This window comes from Nostoc sp. DSM 114160 (assembly GCF_053470305.1).
Window position 1 is genome coordinate 2,309,096 of the sequence record NZ_JBPFGO010000001.1, and the last position, 22,307, is coordinate 2,331,402.

The window sequence follows — 22,307 nt, forward strand, 5'->3', positions numbered from 1 at the left end:
TGCGTTACAAAGAAAGCTAACGCACCTTATTTTTATCGAGATTTGGATAAGGAAAAAATACTAGATCGGGGTTTCAGCCTTAGATTGACATTAATGACCAGCTATATGGTAATATTTTCATGGCATTATGCTCAAAAACTTTGTTTATAATCAAAGAGTAGCCAACCCATGAGTTTAGCTGTAATTAAGTTCTCTTCAGAAGAGTGCGGCATCTGCCACAAAATGTCTTTTTATGACAAAAAGGTGGCTGAAGAACTGGGTTTAGAATTTATCGATGTAAAAATGCAAGATACGACTGCTTACCGCAAGTATCGCAAGATTTTGTTGACTCAATATCCCGATAAATCAGAAATGGGATGGCCTACTTACATTATCTGCAATTCTCCCGAGGGGGAATTTCAGATTGTTGGTGAAGTGAAAGGAGGTCATCCCAAAGGGGAGTTTAGAAGTCGTCTGCAAGAAGTTCTAGATTCCACAGCTAATCAGAACTAATTACCTCAAAAGATTTGACCTCTAAGGCAGGGCCAATCATGGCAGTTGTCATGATATCTTCACGCACCTGTCCTTTAACTTTTGCTTTTTGTCCGGCTTTGAGTAGGTCTTTGTCAGCCCCCCTGAGGATTTCGTAAGTAACGCCCTCTTCTGTAACTAACGCCCATGCGCCTGTACCAATATCACGACGTTCGACTGTACCTGTAAGTGTAATGCTCATAAAAGTTTCTGAGTGCTGAGTTAAGAGTAGAGACGCGATTAATCGCGTCTGTACAAGAGTTAGGAGTAGGGAGTTATTAAGAATTCTTTCCCACTCCCCACTTTTCGTTTACGCAATTTTCTCTTCGTTTTTCAATGCTAAACGAACAAGACCATAACAGACTAGGGCATTAGCAATGAGGAATAGACGTGCTAAGTTACCACTTCCCAATCCCCAAACTGTCGGCTCGAAAAACGCACTTGTAGTTAAGCACGCTGCTACACCTAAAGTTGAACCAATGGCAAACCATTTCCAACTAGGATGTCCCCCCCCCCCAGCAGCAATGCCATTAACGCAATGGGAATTAGTACGCTAGCAAATAAGGGATTTAATGCATCAGTTCCCTGGAGAGTATTGCCTAACTCAGGAATTGAACTGCCCAAAACCCGGAAAGGCCATTGGGGAAGATCAAAAATATAGATTCCTTTGAGGAAGAATAACCCAGAACTACCGGCAATTAGTCCACTCGATAAAGACCAGCTCCAAGTGAAGGGGAAGTAAACACGTAAAAACCAAGCCAGCAGATAGGAACCAACTACCATTAAAATCTTGGGTAACAGTGCAACCGCACCACCATCAATCCAAAAGCCGGGGTTAAGATAGCCGCTATCCCGTAACCACCGAAAGAAATCTGGGAAACTAATTTGTCCGCTAAAGGCTAGTTTGACTGCTGCTTCTGCATTGAGTTGTCCAGCGCCATAATAGTTCAAACCATCATCCTGAATAACTCGTGCAGACTGCTTGAGGACTTTTAAAACTTCATCTGGTTCTTTGATGCCAGCAGCTTTGATTAATGCCGCAACACCAGCAACGTGGGGAGCAGCCATGCTTGTACCCTGAAAACCGAGAAATACGCCTTCGCCCTTTTCATCGATGGTTTCTTGGAGAATTTTACCAGCTTCACTCCCACCAGGAGCAGAGATATCTACCCCTGCACCAAAGTTAGAATAGGGCGCTCTTTCGCCATCTGGGCCAATTGCCGAAACGCCGATGACGTAAGGATAACGGGCTGGATAGCTTGCTCCATTGGCGTTTTCATTCCCGGCTGCGGCGATGATAACTACACCTTTTCTATGAGCATACTCGATCGCTTGTTTCATCAACTGGCTTTCACCGCCACCACCCAAGCTCATATTAATCACATCTGCGCCTTTATCAGCAGCAAATTTAATCGCTTCGGCAATATCGGCAACGGTACCACCGCCATAAGAACTAAGCACCTTCAGGGGCATCAGAGTGGCTTCGTAGGCAATTCCAGCGACGCCATATTTATTATTTGTGGCTTGGGCAATAGTTCCAGCAACATGGGTACCGTGACCATTATCGTCTGTGGCTTCTTCTCGGTCGTTAACAAAATCATAGCCCTTGACAAATTTTGTCTCATACAAGTCGCGAACCTTGGTAATTCCAGTGTCAATCACTGCGACTGTGATGCCACTGCCTTTGGTTTGACTCCATGCGCCTTCAATACCGATTTTGTGCAAGTTCCACTGCTTGCTGTAATATTGGTCATTAGGGCCAGTTAATGAAGGACTTGCTTCTTCATCTTCTTGGGGTGTTAAAAATTCACCTAGCCAAGCGGTTTTACCTGGTTGGGGAATCTTGTTGTAGATATAGTTTGGTTCAATGAATTCTGTCGCTTGGGCAAACTGAGATTTTTTCAGTTCTTGGAGCCGTTGGCGATCGCCCTTGATAATATACACATTATCTTTTTTGGAAAACTTGTTGTCTAATTGGGGTGTAACGTTGTATTGTTTGGCGATCGCTTGCAAATCCTGTTCCACTACAAGTGATGGAATATCTTCGCGGAAATCAAGCAAAATCGTCTCAAACTCTCCTTTAGCTGCCAATCCCTGGAAATTCAGGAAACCAAATATGGCAGCTCCCAGCCCAATGACAAACAAGCACCATAATATAAGTTTTCTCATATTAACTCATCACCGCTTTTTGCCAGTTTGCTCATACCATAACTTATCTGCACCCCTTGTTGGTAGATTTTGCACTTTTAGTTACAAGTTTCACTCAAAACTGAGGATTTTTTTAACGATGGAACGTGGTCTTTTGTGGTTGCCGCTGTTAGTAATGTTTTTCTGGTTGGCTTGGCAAGGCTCGAAGGAGTATCAAAAAGTCGAAGCCTATCGCACTTGGGCAGAGCAATTTGAACGAGCCAAGTATGATATTTATGCTGTATTAGGTCAAAAAGACAACAATATAACTTGGGGAAAACCCACGCCTCAAGGGCCTATTAAACTAGAAACATTCTCTTTGCTTGATATCAAACAAATCCAGGTTTTAGTAGATGAAAAACCAGTAGATGTAAACAATCCGCCGGAGAAAGGTCGTTCTATAGAATTAGAATTTCTATTTTCTGAATCTACTAACTCAGTGCGGGTTCCGTTTACAGAAATTCCTTTGGCAGCAGAATGGGGGAAATTTTTGCAGGGAGTATTACAAGACTTGCGATCGCAACCATAGCAGTAGTTATATTAAAACTATAAGTTCCAAATAATACGGCTATTTATGGTCAAAAAGTTAGATCGCTAGTGGTGATATTATTCATGGACAACGACATTTTTATTGGAAAGATGTTTTTTTGAATGGCTTTTACTTGACTACCATTTATTAAACATCTTCATAAATTCAATATACGTAATCCAAAATCCTTATAGAGACGTAGCCGTGCTACATCTCTACATTCTTTTTCACTCCTATGTTTATTGTGCCCCTATGGCTGTGGTCTATCTAATTGAAAGCCGCCTTAAAACTCGATTCATATTTGGATTACACTTTTACTCAGTTGACCCGACCTAGCTATGCTTGAATGATAAAGTCAGAGGCAGTAAGATTGGGCGCACCAGTAAGTTGTGCAAATTGACCACCACTGCCGAAACCAGCAGCGCTACCATTTTGATTGTAAAATAACTGTCCAGTCATAGGGTCGTAAACAATTACAGCATTGCTAAGTGCCCCTGAACTGGTGATTTGAAAATCACTGGCGTTACTAAAACCCGTTCCCACAACAGAAGTAATAGCAGTAAAGGTAGTCTTATCAAGGATAATCTTATCACCTTGAGAGCGATTGAAGTCAGCGATAGTATCAATACCCACAACCGCACTATTAAAGATGGAATTGGTATCGTAGAGGAAAGAGTCAGCACCGATACCACCTACAAGAGTATCGTTACCTTGTCCACCAATGAGAAGATCGTTGCCAGTACCACCCCGCAGTAGGTCGTCACCACCGCTGCCATTGATGGTATCATTACCCCCTTGACCATTAATCACATCGTTGGAAGCGTAAAAGCCGCTGATGTTATTGTCCAAGTCATTGAGGAAAGTAACAGTGTTTGCTGTAGAAATATACGGTTGAGTGGAGTTGGCATTAATTACATCAAAGCTTTTGGTAACACTGTCTTCTCCGTCAAAGATAATATTGCCAATGGCAGGTTTTGTTGTCGATGCGGCTAAGTTGTCTAAGTTTTCTAACTTAAAGTTTTGCAGAGTGACTTTAGTATTAGCCACATTTCCAAAGCTGACTTCTAAATTGCTGCCATTTTGAGTTAATTGCAGATTCCTTGCAGTTAATTCAGTCCCAATAAATTGCAGGGTATCTACTTTGGCAATTACCGCAGCCGAAGGGTTTGAACTAGTACCTACACCGCCAAAGTCGGTGATGCTGTAATTGCCATCGCCTCGTCGGATAGTAAAGGTGTCATTGGAGTTAGTGCCATTGAGAACTTGAATTCCCTGGACAGGAGCGGGTCTGACTGTGCCACTAATGGCAAAGTCAAAGGAGCTTTCATCAATATCGTTGTTTTTTAAACTGAAGTTGCCACTATAGCTACCGGATGTAGTGGGATTGAGTGCCACCGATATGGTAGTAGAAGCATTAACTGCCACGCTTGTTGGAAGAGTTCCGACCAAACTAAATCCATCTGGAAGTTCAAGTTTACTCAGCTTGAGTGCGCCTGTACCGGTGTTCTTGATAGTAAAGGTTTTGGTTAAGGTGTCACCAACAGTCGTTTCACCAAAGTTAATGGCGGTGGTGTCACCATCTGTAATGTCAACAGTGCCATTGAGAACTTGAATTTCCGGGGTATAAACTGTGCCACTAATGGCAAAGTCAAAGGGGTTTTCATTAATGTCGTTGTTGTTTAAACTGAGGCTGCCACTATAGATGCCGGGTGCAGTGGGATTGAGTGCCACCGATATGGTGGTGGAAGCATTAACAGCCACACTCGTTGGCAGAGTTCCAACCAAACTAAATCCGTCGGGAAGTTTAAGATTACTTAGGTTGAGTGCAGCTATACCGGTATTCTTGATAGTAAAGGTTTTAATCAACGGTTCACCAACAAGAGTCTCGCCAAAGTTAATGGCGGTGTTGCCATCTATAATGTCAACATTGCCATTGAGAACTTGAATTTCTGGGGTTTTGGTGGAGCTGCGGGGAGCTTCGTATGCACCAATATCAATGACTGTACTGCCATTCCCATCACCATCTTGAGGAGTCCTCTTAGTGATACTATTGAAGGCATTAGAACCACCATCAATCGCAACACTTCCAGGTTTGAGTGCAAAATTCCCATTGTCTGCATCAACAAATTGAGGATCTTGACCCAAAAGATTCTGTAACCCTGTAGCGTTTAAATTATCTGAAGCTTGGAAGAGGTTCGAGTTATAAACAAGATTGCGATCGAAGGTGACATTTGTGTCATACTTAATTCTGTTAGCATATTGATTGTCGTTTGCATATAAAATGTTGTTGTAGACACGTACATTTTCCGAGTAAGTAACACCAATCTCTCCAGAATCTGGAAGGACTTGGGCATTTTTGTAAGCTGTGTTATTGATTACATCAACATTGTTAGCTTTGAAAACATTAATACCTGCACCTCCATTGTTGTAAGTGATGTTATTTGCAATTAATGCCTTACCTGTATAGGCCACATTATCTTTGCTGATATCGGTAGTATCAAGCATGATCCCATGTCCCTCAGTGATTTTGTCAGTGCCTCCATTTTTCCACGGAATTAAACTTTGGTTATCGTAGACAATGTTGTCTCGAAAAATCATTCTGTAGTCAGTGGTATTGTTATCAAAATTAAAACTGTTAAGAGAGGTTATTCCCTGATTGCCGTGAGGTGAATACCAAGCGTTTCCAGACACAATGTTTTTCTCAACAGTTATATAGTCTGAATTACTGAATGCTATGCCTCCACCTGGAAAGTTACGGATTGTGTTACCAGTGATGACAATATGATGGGGATTAGTACCACCTACACCATCAGCGTTTTTCCATGCATTAACAGCAATACCATTACTATTGGTCAAGGGGTTATTCAGGTTATCCTTCTCTTGCAAGGCATATTCGAGAGTGACGTTTTCCCGATTGCCTTTTATATTAAGTCCTTCAATCCGCACGTAGGATGAACTGAATATATTAATGCCACTTCCCGTTGTTGTTATGGTAGGTTTAGCCCCTGGATAAGGTTTTATTGTTGTCCAGTTATCTGGTGAGCCATTCAAGTTAAAAAGCGTAATCCCTTTCATTTGATAATTTCCATTCATGACGTAGAGAGTGTCGCCTGCTTTCATCTCATACACGGCTCTACCCAAGCTAAGAAATGCAGATTCTTTGTCTAAGCCATTATTTTTATCACTGCCTGTTGCAGAAACATAATATGTATTGCCAGCCATCTGTTTACTCCGAATATGTGTAAGGGAAATTGGTAGTACAATCTCAGCAACTTTCTTCAGTTGTTAAGTAGTGATTTGAATGAGTCATCTATCTGCACTGTTAAGGACAGTCGCAGTTATCCGATCGCGACTTCAAATCGCGTCGATTGTAGAAACGCTGTTATAAACCTGAAAAACTTTTCTCCTGTCAACCGTTAACGGTTAAATCAGGAATATCAATACCGTCAATCGTCAGAGTTTTGTTGAGATTAATTGGACGATTAGCGCGTAGATACTTCTACTCCAGACTTCATCTTTAGCAGCTGCGTAGGCGTAGCCCATCGTAGACATTGCTGCTCTTTGTAAACCAGCTTTAGCATCTGTTTTTTTCAATAAAACGATCGTATTTGGCATAGTAATTCCTCTGAACTTTATGCGTTGTTTTAGGTCAGAAGGTTGCCAAATTTGCATGGTAAAATTCACCCTAAGCTGATAACTGGGGACTTAAAGTTAAAGCGATCGAAGTTAAATTGGTTGAAACTTTAGTTAGGTTGACCCTTTAACTTAAGGGGACTAATGTAACAACTTAGTTGAACCTGTTTTAAGCGGTGTAACTGAGCGTTGTGAACTTAATTAAAACTAACCTTTACAAATAGCACTTGATATCAGTGAAAGCCCGTAATATAGTAAATTTTTTTACAACAATATTAAAAAAATTATGGATATGTCTGGTAGAGTTCCATTAATTTCCAGAATGATATAAGCATAAAAAGCGCTTTGTGCAAGGATTTGATGAAGTTTCTCTAAATAATTCAGAACTCTCAAGTTAGGTTGTGGTGGCGATCGCACAGGAAGAAAGAGGATTTTAGCCTAGTTCATCAATCTTTGAGATAGTTTGTGATGACACCAACTTACTTAATCTTCATAATATGAACGCTGAAATAAACTCCAGAATACCTGTTGCTTTAACCATTGCTGGTTCAGATAGCGGTGGCGGTGCCGGAATTCAAGCTGATTTACGTACCTTTGCTTTTCACTGTGTCCACGGTACTAGTGCTATAACCTGCGTCACGGCACAAAACACTCTAGGAGTGAAGAGGGTTGATGCTATGCCAACAGAGGCTGTTGTGGCGCAAATTCAGGCAGTAGTTGAGGATATTGGCGTACAAGCTGCCAAAACTGGAATGTTGCTCAATCAGGAAATTATCTTTGCTGTTGCCCAGCAAGTGGAAGCTTTACAAATCAATAATTTAGTAGTCGATCCAGTAATGGTGTCACGCACGGGAGCACAATTGATTGATGATGATGCTGTAAAGACTTTATGCCATACCTTGATTCCCAAAGCGGTTATGATTACGCCCAATCGCTATGAAGCTCAGATTTTGAGCGGTTTACAAATTAATTCTTTAGAGGATATGCAAGCTGCTGCTGAAATTATTTACAAGACTTTAAAGACAAAGGTTGTTTTAGTCAAAGGCGGAGGTATGCAGGGGGATTTGCGTGGCGTTGATATCTGGTTTGATGGGGACAAGTTGGAAGTTTTGACTTGCCAGCAAGTAGAGACAAAAAATACCCACGGTACTGGTTGTACACTATCGGCTGCGATCGCTGCTAATCTAGCTAAAGGAAAAGATTTGTGGCAGGCAGTGCAACAGGCAAAAGAATATGTGACTACCGCACTCACTTACGCCCTAGATATTGGCGAAGGACAAGGCCCTGTGGGACACTTCTTCCCATTGTGCGGACTAGAGACTAGAGACTAGGGATTAGGGATTGAAGACTGGGCATTGGGGATGGGGACTAGAGAAAAGTTTTCTCAGTACCTCATCTCCAATGCCCAAATAAAAAATCTTTGCCCTTTCGGTATTTTTCTATTATTCTTGGGCATAGTTTCAGGGGTGACTATCTCTGTTAGCATCTCTGTACGATCTAATTACTTTAATTTTTAATACCAAGCCCCCGATGCGAACAACCATAGGTTCTGTTCACAGAAATTCGCCAACACCGACAACTCAAGCCTATTCTCCCTCTGTACCACTATCTGTATACAGGGAATTGTCAACAGAGTTGCAAGCAGCACAGGCGAGGCTAAACGCACTCACTACCCAAAACCAGCAACTAGTACAAGAAAATCAACTATTACGCCAAGAAATTACCAAAGTAGTTGAGTCATTTTCTCGTTTGCAAAATTTTGTCGCCCATACTACAGCTAATTATCCCCAAGCTAATCAAGCTTCTGGTGACGTTAAAAGTACCGCCAAACAGCCAGTAACACAAGCGCGTTCACCTCAGCAGGTTTCTCGTTCGCGTCCATCTGTTGTGTCCAAACAACCAGCTAAAAAAAGCCGCCAAGACTTTTCTGCACCTGTAATGGCAATGAATTTTCCGATATCAGAACCAGTTTTTATCGAAGAGCAACAAGTCAGTTATTATTCCACTACTGAGCCAGATGTCAAGGGACTCAATGGCTGGTGGTTAATTATTACCATCTTGTTAATCATGTTGACTGCTTTTAGTGCTGGATATTTCGTTGTGCGCCCCTTGTTTGAACACCAGAAACGTTAGTTGACATTCCCACAGTCAGCAGCAGTAGCAGGCTTTCGGGCTAGCGTATAATAATTTGGCTGCGATCGTTCTCTAAATATCCAAACAAATCTGCTAAATGGTGGAAACAATCTATTTTTAGGTTATAAAAGCTACATAAAATGCTAAATTGACAGCAACTTCTTGATGTTAGAACCTCAAAGATTATCCAATTAATAAATCCTTGCCGCTTGTTATGTCATAAACCCTCAAGTAAAGCACTTACACTTAAAAAAAGTTGTAATTATTACATATTTTTTAGGAAAAGCACTGCTAGTTACAGCTTCGGACAGCGGATCTGGTTAGATATATAAACGAAGCTAGTAGAAGTCAGGAGTCAAGAAGATGAAAAAAGTAGAAGCTATTATCCGCCCATTTAAGCTAGATGAGGTGAAAATTGCTTTAGTTAACGCTGGTATTGTTGGCATGACTGTTTCTGAAGTCCGGGGGTTCGGACGGCAAAAAGGTCAAACTGAACGGTATCGTGGTTCTGAGTACACCGTTGAGTTTCTCCAAAAACTCAAAGTGGAAATCGTAGTTGACGACAATCAGGTTGATATGGTGGTAGACAAAATTATTGCTGCTGCCCGAACTGGTGAAATCGGCGATGGTAAAATTTTCATCTCGCCTGTTGAGCAAGTGATTCGGATTCGCACTGGCGAAAAGAACACAGAAGCAGTTTAAAAAGTTATGAGTTAAGAGTTAAAAGTTATGAGTTGTGAGTCTGGACTAATGAATGAAGATTTAGCAGAATTCATAACTCCCAACTCTTGTACAGACGCGATTAATCGCGTCTCTACTCTTAACTTTTGTACAGACGCGATTAATCGCGTCTCTTAATTCTCTCCAGTTGCGGAAGTAAAGCTGTAAAAGCCTTGCCTCGATGGCTAATTGACCTCTTCAACTCCCGTGTCATTTCAGCAAAAGTTAGTTGCAACTCTTGCACATAAAAAATTGGATCGTAGCCGAAACCACTATCACCACGAGGTGCGTGGAGAATTTCGCCGCGACAAACACCTTCAGATTCTAATACGATCCCACCATCGGGACGAGCGATCGCTACTGCACAAACAAATTGAGCTTGTCGATTTACCTCATTGCCTAATTCTTTCAATAACCTAGCAATCCGTTCTGAGTCCGTTTTGGCGTAACGTGCAGAATACACCCCTGGTGCGCCATTTAAGGCATCTACTTGTAAGCCTGAATCATCAGCAATTGCCCAGTTTCCTGTAGCTTTAGCAATTTGTGACGCTTTTAGACAAGCGTTAGCGGCAAAAGTTTCGCCCGTCTCTTCAATTTCCAACTCTTCAGGTTTAAGGGTTAATTCCCAACCGGAATTTTCTAGGTAAGCTTGCATTTCCCGCAACTTACCAGGATTTCCTGTGGCTACTACAAGTAATGTCATAAAAAGTTATCAGTTAGGAGTTAGGAGTGATAAGTTATGAGTTATTAATTCTTAACTCCTAACTCTCAACTCCTCACTAATTTTACTCTGCCCACTGTTTCGCCCAAGCAAGAGTTTGATGCACTTGCTCAATTGTTGAGGCTTCGCAGTATAAGCGTAAAACTGGCTCAGTCCCGCTAAAACGAATCATTAACCAGCTTTTATCAGCTAAACGATACTTGTAGCCGTCAATTGTTTGGCAATCAATCACTGCTTTCCCTGCAATTTCCGTTAACGGTTGGGTTTGCAGTTGTTGCAAAAGACGCGATCGCACTTCCATATTTGCTAAGGGTAAATCAATGCGATCGTATGCTGAGGTAAACCCTGTTTGTTTTTGCAAGTAGCGATAATACTCACCTAAATCCAAACCAGATTCTACAATCGCCTCTAATACGTACAATGCTGACAATAGGGCATCACGTTCGGGAATATGGCTGCCATAGCCAATTCCTCCTGACTCTTCACCACCCAGTAACACTTTTGCTACTAACATTCTGTCAGCGATATATTTATAACCAACCGCTGTCTCAAAGACTGATAGGTTATGTAGTGCTGCTACAAGGGGCATCAAGTCTGAACCACTAACAGTTTTAACTATTTCACCCTTAAAGTCGCGCCGCAGGGTTAAATGGTCGATTAATATCGGGATTAATACTTGGGAACTTAGGAAGTTAGCTTCTCCATCTACTGCTGCAATGCGATCGCAGTCTCCATCAAATACCAACCCCACTGTTAAACCTGATTTATCGGTTTCTCGGTGAGTCTTGATGACTTCAAATAACTTTGAAAGGTATTTAGGCAATGGTTCCGGCGCACCGCCACCAAATAGGGGATCGCGATCGCTGTTGATTTCTTTGACTCGATCGCCTAGTAGTCTCGCCAATCCGCCAGCCGCAGCGCCATGCATCACATCGGCAAATAACGTCAATTTGCCAGAGGCGATCGCTTCTCGAAGTTTGGCGATATCAACTTTACCTTCTAGGGCTTGGGTATAACTAGGCCAAGCATCGAATTTCTCTTGCTTGCCTGGAGTTGCTGCTAGTGGTACTCCAACCGACAACTGCGCTTCTATTTCTTTGGTGACTTCTGGCGGTACCGATCCACCAAAATAGCCCTTGACTTTTAAACCCAAATATGAACCAGGGTTATGACTGGCTGTAATTACCAGCGCCCCTAAAGCGTTGAGTTGTTTTGCTGCCCAACTAAAAGCTGGGGTTGGGGCATAAGTTTCGCTCAACAGCACATCAAAGCCGACAGCGGTGACAGAATCGGCGACAGCACGAGCAAAGTCTTCGGCCATGAATCGGCGATCGTAACCGACAATTATTGTCCGGCTACCTACCGTAGAAAAATACGTATCATATAATACTTTTGCGGCAACTGGCGCGACCAGGGCTAGACGTTCAAAGGTGAACTCGTCACCAATAACGCCCCGCCAGCCGTCTGTACCAAACTTGATTGAGTTAGCTACAACTGGCATCTAGGTATCCTAACTGTCTACTTGAGGATTCTAGCATTTATACAGTGTGCAGAGTAAAAAAAGAATCTAGTAAAAATATGTACTAAATAATATTCAACAAAAAGGCGAGCAAATTTGCGTATTTATAGCTACTGGTGAAGCTTGGGCAGTGGGGAATTGTATTGTTTACCTTTTAAGAGAGTTTCTAAGGGAGATTTGGCTTCGATCTGAAAAATATTTTGACTATTCACACTTTTAGTTTTTTTCAACATAGAGAGGGCAAATTCTGGTGTAGGCTCTTTCTCTCTCATGGGGGTAATAGCGCCTTTCTGAATATAAATATATCCTCCTACGCTCTCGGTTGCCCAGAAAAAAGGAATTTTAAGTGCCTTGATTAATTTCTTATGGCGTTCTGAGGAAAATAGATAAATTCCTTCTCCATGTTCTTCTAGAATTGCTTTAACCTTCTTAACAGCTTTTGTTACCTCGAAAGCGCTACAAAGTTTTTGTGCATTTCCTCCTTTTGGAATATCTTCAGCTTCCAAATCGTGAAATCTTGGATTAGAGATATATTGGTCTACTAACTTACCACATTCATATAGCTCATAATGAAAAACAGTTTCATCATGATTTAATACTGCTAAAGTATAGTTATTAAACTGACTTGATATTAGAGAAGCTAAACTAAAAAGTTCCTTAGAATCATTCTCTGCTATTTCAGCATAGACAATTGCGATATCCTTAATAAAAGGAGAAACATAAGCATTTATTCTTAAGCTCTCAAGATAATTAAGTAAAACTTCTTGATTTTGCCCTTTGACAATAATATTAGTGTAAGAATTAGCCATAATGTTATTTAAGTAAGAGTTAGCCAAAATTTGTTTGTAAATTAGGCTTTGGCATCACATAACAAGAATACCAGAACAGATAAACTGAGATTTTTATGATGATTCACTATTATGAGCGATCGCACCATCTACACAAATCTCTTTCCATATATAAACATTAATAATCCTTAATAGTTAACACTATTAAGGATTGTTAACATGAGCAAAAACTGCTCACAAACCTGATTTTTCTTTAAAAATCATCGAGAAACTGACTAAGGCGACTGATTACGGGGTCAACCTCTTGAGGAGGGGTAGCAACAGTATAAGAAGTATTATTTACTACTTCTAATTGAGTTGGAGACGGAACAAACGAGCGATCGTTGACTATGAGCGCCAGTTGTGCAACTTGTTGAGAAAGTTGCAGTAGATGATGTTCCATCGCCTCCAAACGATTAGATCCCTTGGCAAAAAAACGTTCCTCAAGTCCAGCCACTTGACGTTGCAGTTCACCGATTTGTTGATCTATCGGTGTGTTTACTGCCGTTTGTGGAGCAGGTTGTACAGTTTCCGGTACACATAAAGATTGCCACAAGGCTTCTTTACAGAGATCGCTGAAAGTCTTGTCTGGTTGTTTTTCCAAATAACTTTCTACTTGCGCTAACAAGCTTTCATCAGCAAGCTCTGGGTTGAACGTGACGGATTTAACTACCTTTTTTGACCATTGGAACATCAGCTTTATGCCCTAGCAGCGCGATTGGAGGATAATTGTGCCTCTCCATAAATATACTGCCCCAAAGCATTCGCCTGACGGGAAGGTGCTGCTAAATGAGCATTAATCTTTGCTTCTTTGAGCAAACGTTGAACGTCGTCCCAGAAAAACTCACCACCCCCACCAGTAAGAATCACATCGGTGACGCGTTCTGGCAACCAGGCTAGCACACGGCTGCAAATTTCGCGCGAAAACATCTCTGTGAGGTTGGGAAGAAAATCATCTAGGTTGGTGGGCTTGCTAGCGCCTTTAGGACGGTAAAAGCGTTCACCTCTGGGTTTGTTGACAGCGGAAATCAGTGCTAGAGATTGACTATCTGCTCCCTCGATTTCGGCAGACACCAATTCATAAAACTTATTCATTCCGAAGTCTTCACTCTTAGAAGCACCTCTGGCAAAACGGAAGTTATCTACCATCAAAAGATCGACGGTTTGATGACCAATATCGACGATCGCCACCGATATTTTTGTAAAATCGGGACTACCAGGGTTTTTCTTGGGTTGAGCTTCAGACCATAACAGGCTACCGTAGCCTTCTGGCATTACCCATACCTTACTGACGTTCAGCGATACAGATTCGCCTCGGAAGTTCAACACGTGAGGCCCACCGACTTGGCTAATTAGCTGTGCTTTTTCTTTTTCAAATTGCTCTAAGGAAAGAAAAGGTAGACCCAGTACAACTGAGATATCGTCTCTGAGTTTGAAGTAGCCAGCACTTGCTAAAACTTTTACCAGTGCAGCTTCTACCTTAGATTGTCCGACTCCTAGATTTGCCCCAAAATCGGCTGCTAGTTGACCAACAGCATATCCATTTCCTTGATACTCCAGCCACAAATCCATTAAGGGGTCAGTAGCCCTGGCTTCAAAAACACCACCGCGTACTTGTTCGATTGACATCTGCTTGACGTTGGCAGGTACGAACACCACACTGCCAGGTTCGCGACTCACACAAGTTTTTGTGGAAGTTCTACCTAAATCAACACTGAGAATGGTTTTCCCAGAACCACCGACTGGTTTGCTAGTGGAAGGAGGATTATTATTAACAGCGTTGAGAGGAGTCGATGCTAACGGCTGCCTATTCATAGGTATAGCAGCAGCATTGATCGGGGTAGCGGCGGAAGGTTGGTCTGTCATGAAAGCTCCTAGTTCAAACTTAACTGTAAAAAGTTGTCATGCTCATCTTACAAAAATGCGAGCAACCAGAAATTCTAGGTTGCGTCAAGTGTAGCTAGAAATACGCCAAAAATTAATTCCGGCAATACCTCTGGTAAGCTCTGCCAACGCACATCTAGTATTATTTGGCATAGTGTAGGCGAATTTTGGCCAGATGTAACCCCTGCTTTCACTGCTTTCAAACCAAAAGCGTCCGTGTTTCATCTTCTAGTGCGTCTAGTGCGTCTTAACTGGCGCTTGAATATCCAGAAAACAAATGCTAGAACCAAACCGCCAAGTACGATTTTAGATACAGGAGCAAGGTACTTGTCCACAAGTTCATACTGACTACCCAATATGTATCCTGAGTATGTTAACAAACCCACCCAAGCAGCGCTACCCAAAGTTGTATAAACCAAAAATGGTAGCAAAGGCATATTGCTAATACCTGCGGGAACAGAAATCAAGGTGCGGATTCCTGGCACAAGACGACCAATTAATACTGCTGTTCTACCTTGTCGGTCAAACCACTCTTTGGCCTTGGTAATATCTTTACTGGATATAGCTAGCCATTTCCCATACTTGTCAGCCCAAGCTTTCAAACGGATTTCACCCAAAAACTTACCTGGATAGTACCAAATAAGTGCGCCTAATACAGAACCCAAAAGTCCTGCGAAAAATACACCAATAATATTCAGCTTTGCCCCTCCTGGTTGATATGGACTTGCTGTAAATCCAGCCAGTGGCATAATCAATTCTGAAGGAATGGGGGGAAAAAGGTTCTCTAAAAACATTAGTAAGGCGATTCCCCAATAGCCAAAATAGTTGATAGTATTAGTTATCCATTCAAGCATTGAGTCAATTCCTAAAATTGCTGGACTAGTCTTGGTGCTAAATTCAGCTTTAGCTTTTTTAAAGGGTAATTATTCCCGCTTGCTAGAGTCAATCCGATTTTGGATTTTGGATTTTAGATTTTAGATTGATTCCGCCCACAAGGGACAAGAAATTTTGGACTTCGCTTACCTCGGCTTTGCTACCTCGACTTCGCTCGGCACAAGTCGGCACAAGTCGCTCAGTCGAGCGATTTTGGATTAAAAAATCCTCAATCTTCAATCTAAAATTGAAGCGGGGCGGGGCTTGAACCAAAAACAATCCAAAATCCAAAATTTAAAATCTAAAATTCGCAGGGTCAAGGGAATTTGGTTGCACTAAAAATTGGGATCGTAACTGAAAAATAGAGTCAGACAGGTGGAAGCTAAGGTTTGTTTCATTAATCTTGCGGGGCGATCAGATCCCCGACTTCTTTAAGAAGTCGGGGATCTGAAACCATTAGGTTTTGTTTTCTAATTTTTTAGATCCCCCTTAGCCTGCTTTTTTAAAGGGACTAGGAAGGATCTAAAGATTTGATGGCAAATTTAAAAACATATTCTAGGTTTTCTGCTGAAGTTGGGGCTGTGGGGTAGCACAAAGAGAGAAGGGAGAAAATTTCACCTTGTCCCCCTCATCCCCCTCATCCCCTGTTCTTCTAGACTGTGGGGGTCAAAGATTGTACCCTTGGTTCCGATTGCCAGTCTAAGGGATTCCAAACTCGATCTTCCAGCGCCATCTGCTCAATTAAACTTGCAAGTCTCAAGGCTTTGAGAGCTTGTTCGCCACCTACTGAAGGTTGATTGCCACCGTGTACGCAGTTGACAAAATGTTCTAATTCTGCACTTAGGGGTTGAATATTGCTGGTGTAGACTTTTTCAATTACACCATCTTGCCTGTAAAGTACTTGTCGGTGGTCGGTGAGAGAATTGGTAGCCGTTTGTCGGTGAATCAAAATTTCATTCTTGAGAAAATCTGCCTCAGTAAATGAATTTTTGCAATGGGCGACAATTCGGCGAATTTTGCGGTGAGTAACTTTACTAGCAGTCAGAGTAGCAACAATACCATTGGCAAACCCCAAGGTGGCGGTTACGTAATCTAAATAACCAGAGTCTAGGGAGCGAGTACCACTAGCAGTCAATTTTGTGACTGGGGAAGCAGCTAATTCCAAAAGTAGGTCGATGTCATGGATCATTAAATCCAGCACAACTGAAACATCGTTTGCTCGATCTGAGTAAGGACTCATTCTGTGGGCTTCTAGCGCCAGCAATTCCTCTGTTTTTAGAACTTGGCTCAGTTCTTTAAAAGCTGGGTTAAAACGCTCAATATGACCTACTTGCAGGATACACCCAGACTCAGCTGCGGCATTTACTAAAGACTCTGCCTCGGAAATACTGGCTGCAATCGGTTTTTCAATCAAAACATGAATTCCCGCTAACAGACAGTTAATGCCCACGGCATAGTGCAGACGGGTGGGAACAGCTACACAAACTGCTTCCACAAGGGGTAGCAGATCGCAGTAATCTTCAAAAAAACGCACCTTGTACTTGCTGGCAGTTTCTAATCCTCGCTCGACGTTAATATCTGCCACTCCGACTAGTTCAACATCTTTCATTGAACTCAGCACGCGAGCGTGGTGTTGTCCCATGTTACCCACTCCAATCACGCCTATGCGGATTGGTCGTGGCTGGTTGCGCTGTGTATATGGATTCGGTTCTGCCACTGACATGCTATTTTGCACTATTATTCTCTCCTCAACCACCAAATTTAGAGACGCTACGGCCGTTGGCGTTTATACTCGAAAGCCGGTTACGATCCGTCTAAAACCATCCAGATGGTAACATAGAGCCTATGTTTATGAAGAATTTCAAAGTTTGCGATCGGTTCCCGTAATCTAAATATCTTTTGTATAGATATTTCGAGTTTGCTTTGGATTTTGCACTTTCTACAAAAATATATGTATTTTTATTAACTTTAAACGTTTCAGTAAGACTTAAGTATAAATTCTCCTTGGCATCGCTTTCTGGCGTCTTGTTAAGGTTTGATGGAGTGATTTGAAATCCAAAATTTACAACCGAGATGAAAGCTGTAATTTTGTTATCTGGGGGATTGGACTCTTCCACAATTCTGTACAAAGCTCAAGCTGATGGCTGTGAATGTCATGCTATTTCCTTTGATTACCAGCAGCGACATCGACGAGAGTTACAGTCAGCGTTCAGTGTGGCTCAAAAAGCTGCGATCGCAAAACATCAGGTAGTTAACTTTGACTTACGACAATGGGGCGGTTCGGCCCTTACCGATAATGCCATTGATTTACCCCAGGAGCGATCGCTGCATGAAATGTCTCAAAATATTCCTGTCACTTATGTTCCAGCTCGTAATACCATCTTTTTAAGCTTTGCTCTTAGTTACGCCGAAGCGATCGCCGCAGAGCGCGTCTATATCGGCGTTAATGCCCTAGATTACTCAGGATATCCTGATTGTCGCCCCGACTATATCCAAGCAATGCAAGAAGTTTTTCGCCTGGGAACCAAACAAGGGCGTGAGGGACAACCAATTAAGATTGTTGCACCCCTAATCAACCTGAAAAAAACCGAAATCATCCAACTGGGGAATCAATTGGGAGTTCCTTGGGAACTAACTTGGTCTTGCTATACAGGTGGAAATGTCGCCTGTGGTGTGTGTGATTCTTGTCGCTTACGGCTAGCAGCTTTTGCCGAATTGGGACTTGTCGATCCAGTAACGTATGCACAGTAGAGGCATTTGTCATTTATCATTTGTCATTTGTCATTAGTTATTATCCCCTGCTCCCCTGCCCCTCTGCTCTTATGCTCCCCTGCTCCCCTCTTCTTCTAACCGTCGTAGTTGAATTTGATGCAGGCGTGGGCCAACAATTGATATCACAGTGAATTCGAGATTTTGATAAGAAAAGATTTCGCCTTTGGCCGGAATTTTCTGTAACTCATACAGCAAAAAGCCCCCTAGTGTTTGGTATTCTCTGGTCAGGGGCAAATTGAGATGTAAAACTTCATTGAGGTCTTCAAGGTTGATTTGTGCTTGCACTAAAAATTTATGCTCATCTAACATCTGAATCAGCAAGTCGTCATTGCTCTCAGGTTCGCTGGGATCGCCAATAATTTCGGCAATCACATCTTTGATTGTCACTAGTCCCACAGTAGAGCCAAATTCATTCACTACCATTACCATAGCGGGTTTCTCTTGCTGCATCATGGGCAAAAGTTCACTCAAGGGCGTGTGTTCTGGAACAAACCGGGCGGGACGCATCCAAGGTTGGATCTGTGTCTCTAAACTGAGGTTTCCGACTGCCAAAGGTTGTGCCAAATCTTTAAAATAAACAATACCGCGAACATCGTCTAAAGATTCACCAATCACCGGATAGCGAGAGTAACCAGTAGAAGCCATTTCCCTGAGTAATGTCTGAAAGCTAGCATCTTTTGGCAGTGTGATAATACTGGTGCGCGGGATCATCACATCTTGCGCCATGACATCCCCAAACTCGAAGACATTATTGAGCAATTCTCGCTCTGCACGCTGTAACCCAGTAGACCCCCATTCTGTAGAGATGATCAGTTGCAATTCTTCGGGAGTTACAGGCGGGTCGCCAGCCTTGGCCTGTGTATTGGATACCAAAAATCCGTAATAAAAAACGAGTTGATTGGTTAAGAATCCAGATGAAGGGGCCAAAAAAACGCACGATCGCTTTTACCAATGGCCCCAAAAATCTCGCTAGCTGTTCTGAGTACAGCATGGCTAAAGATTTGGGACATAATTCTCCGATCACAATTTGCAAATAGGCAATTAAGAAAAAGGCGATCGGAATTGATAGGGAATGGGCGAGGAAGTTAGTCATCCCACTGGGTAAAGGCCAGGATCTTAACCAGGCATTCACCAGCACAACAATCGTACTTTCGCCAATCCATCCCAGTGCCAAACTAGAGAGGGTAATGCCTAACTGGGTGGTAGATAGCAGTCGGTCAATACTGCGTTGTAACATTTCTACAGCGATCGCGGGAATATCCCCAGCTTTAACTAGCTGGTGAATACGCGATCGCCGCACGCTCACCATCGAAAACTCCGCCGTTACAAAAAAGGCATTTATGGCAATCAGTAGTAACACTGACAACAACCGCAGCGCCACTTCTATCAAACTTAAATTAGGAAAACCACTCACCACCAAAGCTCGTGTAAAACTCACGCCCTCCATTTAGGGATTTTGGATTTTGGATTTTGGATTTTGGATTAAGTTTTGGGTATTAGGGATTAGCTAAATTACTTAGTACCAAATCTCCAATCTAAAATCTAAAATCTAAAATCTAAAATTGCCTCTTCTACCTTTCTACAGGAATATTCGATGCCTCTAGCTTCAATTGTTGAGCGGGATAATCAGTCAGAGCAAGTGATATTTTCTTGACATCATCAAGTAAAGCTGTAGGAATGCTCACTGTACCTGAAAATGCTGGCCCATTTACAGGCAATTCTGTTGGTAAACCCTCTGTACTTGCACTCAGGGTTCGTCCTTTGTCATCGGTAACATCTAAAAAACTATACAAGAAGCGCACAGAATCCTTACCTTTGTTCTGCATTTTCACTTTCAGTAGTAAATCACCACCAGAGTAGCGAGCAGATTGCACAGTCATTGTTACACCCTGACTTTGGGCAGTAACCGGAAAACCTGGTAGGGGCTTTTCTTCAACTACTTCTGGGGGTTTTTCCTCTGGCTTCTGCTTGCTGCTATTGGTTTCTTCATCATCTTCTTCGGGCTTTTCCGATTTAGCGGCTTTGGTCTTACCCTCAATTCGCGCCTTAACTATTTTCAGAATTTCTTCCTCTTTTAATAGCACTAGCCCTCCCTGTTGAGAGCTATTTGCCTTATTGCTGGCAAATTTGGTTGTAGGACGCCCATCTGGTGTAGTCACGCCTTTAAGTGCTGAACTCCCCAGTTCAAAGCCCAAAAACGCGCTCACAGAACCTGCTCCCATCATCAGAATTAACAAAATCAAAGTAAGAAGTACAGTAGAATTTATTTTCATCGCTGACAAGCTATCACAATAAGAATGCTGGTCTATTTAAGAATAGTGAAGCTTTTGACCTCAATCCTTAAAGGAACTTAATCAATATTAGTTTGCACTATATCTATGATCAAATTATGTAGTATAAAAATCTAATAAACTATTGTCCAGTATTCACACGTGGTAAATTTGTGCTATATTCATAGAATTGGCTAAACTCAGTGCGTGAGGTATTTTGCTCGCTCTAAAATTAGCAAATAAGGTTGACCTAAGAGTTAAAGTAATTTTCTCGTAGCAACTCACAACCCAAAAACAAGCGCCTTTGGCCGATTGGGGAGGCAACGAACTCATAATTCGTCTTCAGGCTGGTTCGATTCCAGCAGGGCGCACTGAATCATCAAAAACTACTAGTAATAGAAGGGCATTAGGAGTGCTGAGTTAGGAGTTAGGAGTTTTATTTATCTCCTTGTCTCCCTTGTCTCCTTGTCTCCCTCATCTCCCTGCCCCCCTGCCCCCCTGCACCCTGCCCCCCTGCACCCTGCTCCCCTGCCCCCTACTCCCCAATCCCCAATTTTACCGAGATGGTAATGTTTCAAACCTGAATTCAGTTCCTACTTTGAGTTTGTTGCTATAGCGAGGAGACACGAGCAACGATGTGTCATAAGGATTTGGTAAATCAGGAGTACGAATATAAGGATCGTTGCCTACTTGCTGAGTCAGGGCATCATGATATAAAGTATTAACCAAATTAGCATCGCGGGCAATTTCATTTTCTGGGAAGGAACCACCGAAACCAGAACCAGATCCAAAAAATGAGTCTAGCTGACGCCTGAGGCTGCTACTATTTTCGTAGAAATTGCGATCGTGACGAAAATAAGCTCGTTCAAATACATCATTCATCGTTTCAGAATTGGGTGTTGCCGTTTGGGCAGATGCAATAGAGGGAAAAGCAATACCAGCAGCAAGTAGCACCAGTAAACCACCAAAGGTTTTAAATTTTATACGCACGTTTCTGACTCCTCAACTTTTGCTTTAGGCGAATCTTAATTTATGCTGAAGTTCAGAACTCTGATGAGTTCAACCTTTGGTGTAGCACAACTTTTAATGTTTTGTAATGACGTATCCTACTGAAACTCTTACGCACTCAGATATTTGGGCAACCACTTCTGATTTGACCACTTTACGCCACAAGCTACTAGATTTATTTTGCCAACTTGCTTATCAAGAGGGTGATTTTCTCCTATCTTCTGGGCTACGTAGTTCTTATTACGTCAATAAGACACAGGTAACACTCCATCCTCAAGGCGCTTTAGCAGTCGGACGGTTACTATTTCCTTTATTACCTGTAGATACACAGGCTGTAGGTGGTTTAACAATGGGAGCCGATCCAATTGTGACAGCAGTGAGTATAGTTTCTGTTTATGAAAACCGCCCAATACCAGCGCTGATTATTCGCAAGGAAGCCAAGGGTTATGGGACAAGAGCTTATATAGAAGGCCCCAGTTTACCAGAAGGGGCAAAAGTAGTAGTTTTGGAAGATGTAGTCACAACTGGGCAATCTGCTCTAAAAGCGGTTGAGCGTCTTAAGGATGCGGGTTATACCGTAAATCAAGTAATTTCACTGGTAGATCGACAACAAGGGGGAGGTGAGTTGTACCAGTCAGCGGGGTTGAAGTTTGAAACTTTGTTTTCGATTCAGGAAGTTCAAGAACGCTACCGACAACTTGCAAATTCATGAACAAAAGGA

21 protein-coding genes, 1 tRNA gene and 2 pseudogenes are annotated in these 22,307 nt (G+C 42.3%); 9 read left to right on the forward strand and 15 right to left on the reverse strand.

Translation table 11 applies throughout. The features are described 5' to 3' along the window. Positions 1-168 precede the first annotated feature (168 nt). A complete protein-coding gene (locus NSTCB13_RS10465) occupies positions 169-492 on the forward strand; it encodes a thioredoxin family protein (protein ID WP_185580382.1) in 324 nt (107 codons plus the stop codon). Here the strand turns inward: NSTCB13_RS10465 and NSTCB13_RS10470 are convergent. Both NSTCB13_RS10470 and NSTCB13_RS10475 read right to left on the reverse strand, forming a co-directional pair. Then, entirely contained in the window at positions 479-712 is a 234-nt protein-coding gene (locus tag NSTCB13_RS10470; protein ID WP_289796246.1) for a hypothetical protein, read from the reverse strand. The genes NSTCB13_RS10465 and NSTCB13_RS10470 overlap by 14 nt on opposite strands. A 108-nt stretch (positions 713-820) precedes the next feature. Further along, positions 821-2,679, reverse strand: a pseudogene (locus tag NSTCB13_RS10475) (S8 family peptidase). Between the two features lie 118 nt (positions 2,680-2,797). On the opposite strand from NSTCB13_RS10475, the gene NSTCB13_RS10480 reads away from it, so the two are divergent. Continuing rightward, on the forward strand, positions 2,798-3,226 hold the full coding sequence (locus NSTCB13_RS10480) for a hypothetical protein (RefSeq protein WP_445629498.1): 429 nt from the start codon (positions 2,798-2,800) through the stop codon (positions 3,224-3,226). 336 nt (positions 3,227-3,562) lie between these two features. On the opposite strand, the gene NSTCB13_RS10485 is transcribed toward NSTCB13_RS10480, so the two are convergent. Both NSTCB13_RS10485 and NSTCB13_RS10490 read right to left on the reverse strand, forming a co-directional pair. Continuing rightward, positions 3,563-6,448 (reverse strand): choice-of-anchor D domain-containing protein, encoded by a 2,886-nt coding sequence (locus NSTCB13_RS10485; protein WP_448272282.1) that lies wholly within the window; start codon positions 6,446-6,448, stop codon positions 3,563-3,565. Between the two features lie 231 nt (positions 6,449-6,679). Further along, positions 6,680-6,841, reverse strand: coding sequence for a hypothetical protein (locus NSTCB13_RS10490; protein WP_445629500.1), 162 nt, complete (start codon positions 6,839-6,841; stop codon positions 6,680-6,682). Between the two features lie 515 nt (positions 6,842-7,356). Between NSTCB13_RS10490 and thiD the strand changes: the two genes are divergently transcribed. The 4 genes from thiD to NSTCB13_RS10510 all read left to right on the forward strand — a co-directional run bounded on the left by thiD (position 7,357) and on the right by NSTCB13_RS10510 (position 9,850). Beyond that, positions 7,357-8,190, forward strand: a complete 834-nt coding sequence (thiD, locus tag NSTCB13_RS10495; RefSeq protein WP_445629501.1) for a bifunctional hydroxymethylpyrimidine kinase/phosphomethylpyrimidine kinase — start codon at positions 7,357-7,359, stop codon at positions 8,188-8,190. A gap of 199 nt (positions 8,191-8,389) precedes the next feature. Continuing rightward, positions 8,390-8,992, forward strand: a complete 603-nt coding sequence (locus NSTCB13_RS10500) for a hypothetical protein (protein WP_445629502.1) — start codon at positions 8,390-8,392, stop codon at positions 8,990-8,992. Positions 8,993-9,355: 363 nt separating this feature from the next. Continuing rightward, complete coding sequence (locus NSTCB13_RS10505; protein ID WP_012410794.1) at positions 9,356-9,694, forward strand: P-II family nitrogen regulator; 339 nt, start codon at positions 9,356-9,358, stop codon at positions 9,692-9,694. 27 nt (positions 9,695-9,721) lie between these two features. Next, positions 9,722-9,850 (forward strand): hypothetical protein, encoded by a 129-nt coding sequence (locus NSTCB13_RS10510; RefSeq protein WP_445629503.1) that lies wholly within the window; start codon positions 9,722-9,724, stop codon positions 9,848-9,850. Here the strand turns inward: NSTCB13_RS10510 and rdgB are convergent. The 8 genes from rdgB to NSTCB13_RS10550 form a co-directional block, all read right to left on the reverse strand. Continuing rightward, entirely contained in the window at positions 9,834-10,415 is a 582-nt protein-coding gene (rdgB, locus tag NSTCB13_RS10515) for an RdgB/HAM1 family non-canonical purine NTP pyrophosphatase (protein WP_445629504.1), read from the reverse strand. The genes NSTCB13_RS10510 and rdgB overlap by 17 nt on opposite strands. Before the next feature lie 82 nt (positions 10,416-10,497). Continuing rightward, entirely contained in the window at positions 10,498-11,934 is a 1,437-nt protein-coding gene (locus tag NSTCB13_RS10520) for a phosphoglucomutase/phosphomannomutase family protein (RefSeq protein ID WP_448272284.1), read from the reverse strand. Positions 11,935-12,062: 128 nt separating this feature from the next. Further along, on the reverse strand, positions 12,063-12,761 hold the full coding sequence (locus tag NSTCB13_RS10525) for a hypothetical protein (protein ID WP_448272286.1): 699 nt from the start codon (positions 12,759-12,761) through the stop codon (positions 12,063-12,065). A 232-nt stretch (positions 12,762-12,993) separates the two neighbouring features. Next, positions 12,994-13,473 carry a plasmid segregation centromere-binding protein ParR gene (locus tag NSTCB13_RS10530; RefSeq protein WP_448272288.1) on the reverse strand — a complete coding sequence of 160 codons (480 nt, stop codon included), beginning with the start codon at positions 13,471-13,473 and terminating at the stop codon, positions 12,994-12,996. 5 nt (positions 13,474-13,478) lie between these two features. After that, positions 13,479-14,645 (reverse strand): ParM/StbA family protein, encoded by a 1,167-nt coding sequence (locus NSTCB13_RS10535; RefSeq protein WP_445629511.1) that lies wholly within the window; start codon positions 14,643-14,645, stop codon positions 13,479-13,481. 74 nt (positions 14,646-14,719) lie between these two features. Next, positions 14,720-14,866 (reverse strand): hypothetical protein, encoded by a 147-nt coding sequence (locus NSTCB13_RS10540; protein WP_448272289.1) that lies wholly within the window; start codon positions 14,864-14,866, stop codon positions 14,720-14,722. A gap of 18 nt (positions 14,867-14,884) precedes the next feature. After that, the gene (locus NSTCB13_RS10545; protein ID WP_448272290.1) at positions 14,885-15,517 is read right to left on the reverse strand and encodes a DedA family protein; all 633 of its coding nucleotides are present in this window, start codon (positions 15,515-15,517) and stop codon (positions 14,885-14,887) included. Positions 15,518-16,188: 671 nt separating this feature from the next. Then, positions 16,189-17,271, reverse strand: a complete 1,083-nt coding sequence (locus NSTCB13_RS10550; protein ID WP_445629512.1) for a Gfo/Idh/MocA family oxidoreductase — start codon at positions 17,269-17,271, stop codon at positions 16,189-16,191. A gap of 338 nt (positions 17,272-17,609) precedes the next feature. Here NSTCB13_RS10550 and queC point away from each other — a divergent pair, with 338 nt between their 5' ends. Next, positions 17,610-18,287 carry a 7-cyano-7-deazaguanine synthase QueC gene (gene queC / locus NSTCB13_RS10555; protein ID WP_445629513.1) on the forward strand — a complete coding sequence of 226 codons (678 nt, stop codon included), beginning with the start codon at positions 17,610-17,612 and terminating at the stop codon, positions 18,285-18,287. Positions 18,288-18,356: 69 nt separating this feature from the next. Here queC and NSTCB13_RS10560 read toward each other — a convergent pair. Both NSTCB13_RS10560 and NSTCB13_RS10565 read right to left on the reverse strand, forming a co-directional pair. After that, positions 18,357-19,755 (reverse strand): annotated as a pseudogene (locus NSTCB13_RS10560) (hemolysin family protein). A 124-nt stretch (positions 19,756-19,879) separates the two neighbouring features. Next, entirely contained in the window at positions 19,880-20,581 is a 702-nt protein-coding gene (locus tag NSTCB13_RS10565) for a hypothetical protein (protein WP_322692395.1), read from the reverse strand. A gap of 295 nt (positions 20,582-20,876) precedes the next feature. Between NSTCB13_RS10565 and NSTCB13_RS10570 the strand changes: the two genes are divergently transcribed. Next, positions 20,877-20,949, forward strand: a tRNA-Ile gene (locus NSTCB13_RS10570). Positions 20,950-21,133: 184 nt separating this feature from the next. Here the strand turns inward: NSTCB13_RS10570 and NSTCB13_RS10575 are convergent. Next, positions 21,134-21,568 (reverse strand): hypothetical protein, encoded by a 435-nt coding sequence (locus tag NSTCB13_RS10575; protein ID WP_448272291.1) that lies wholly within the window; start codon positions 21,566-21,568, stop codon positions 21,134-21,136. A 106-nt stretch (positions 21,569-21,674) separates the two neighbouring features. Between NSTCB13_RS10575 and pyrE the strand changes: the two genes are divergently transcribed. After that, positions 21,675-22,298 carry an orotate phosphoribosyltransferase gene (gene pyrE, locus NSTCB13_RS10580; RefSeq protein WP_094347288.1) on the forward strand — a complete coding sequence of 208 codons (624 nt, stop codon included), beginning with the start codon at positions 21,675-21,677 and terminating at the stop codon, positions 22,296-22,298. Positions 22,299-22,307: the final 9 nt, after the last annotated feature.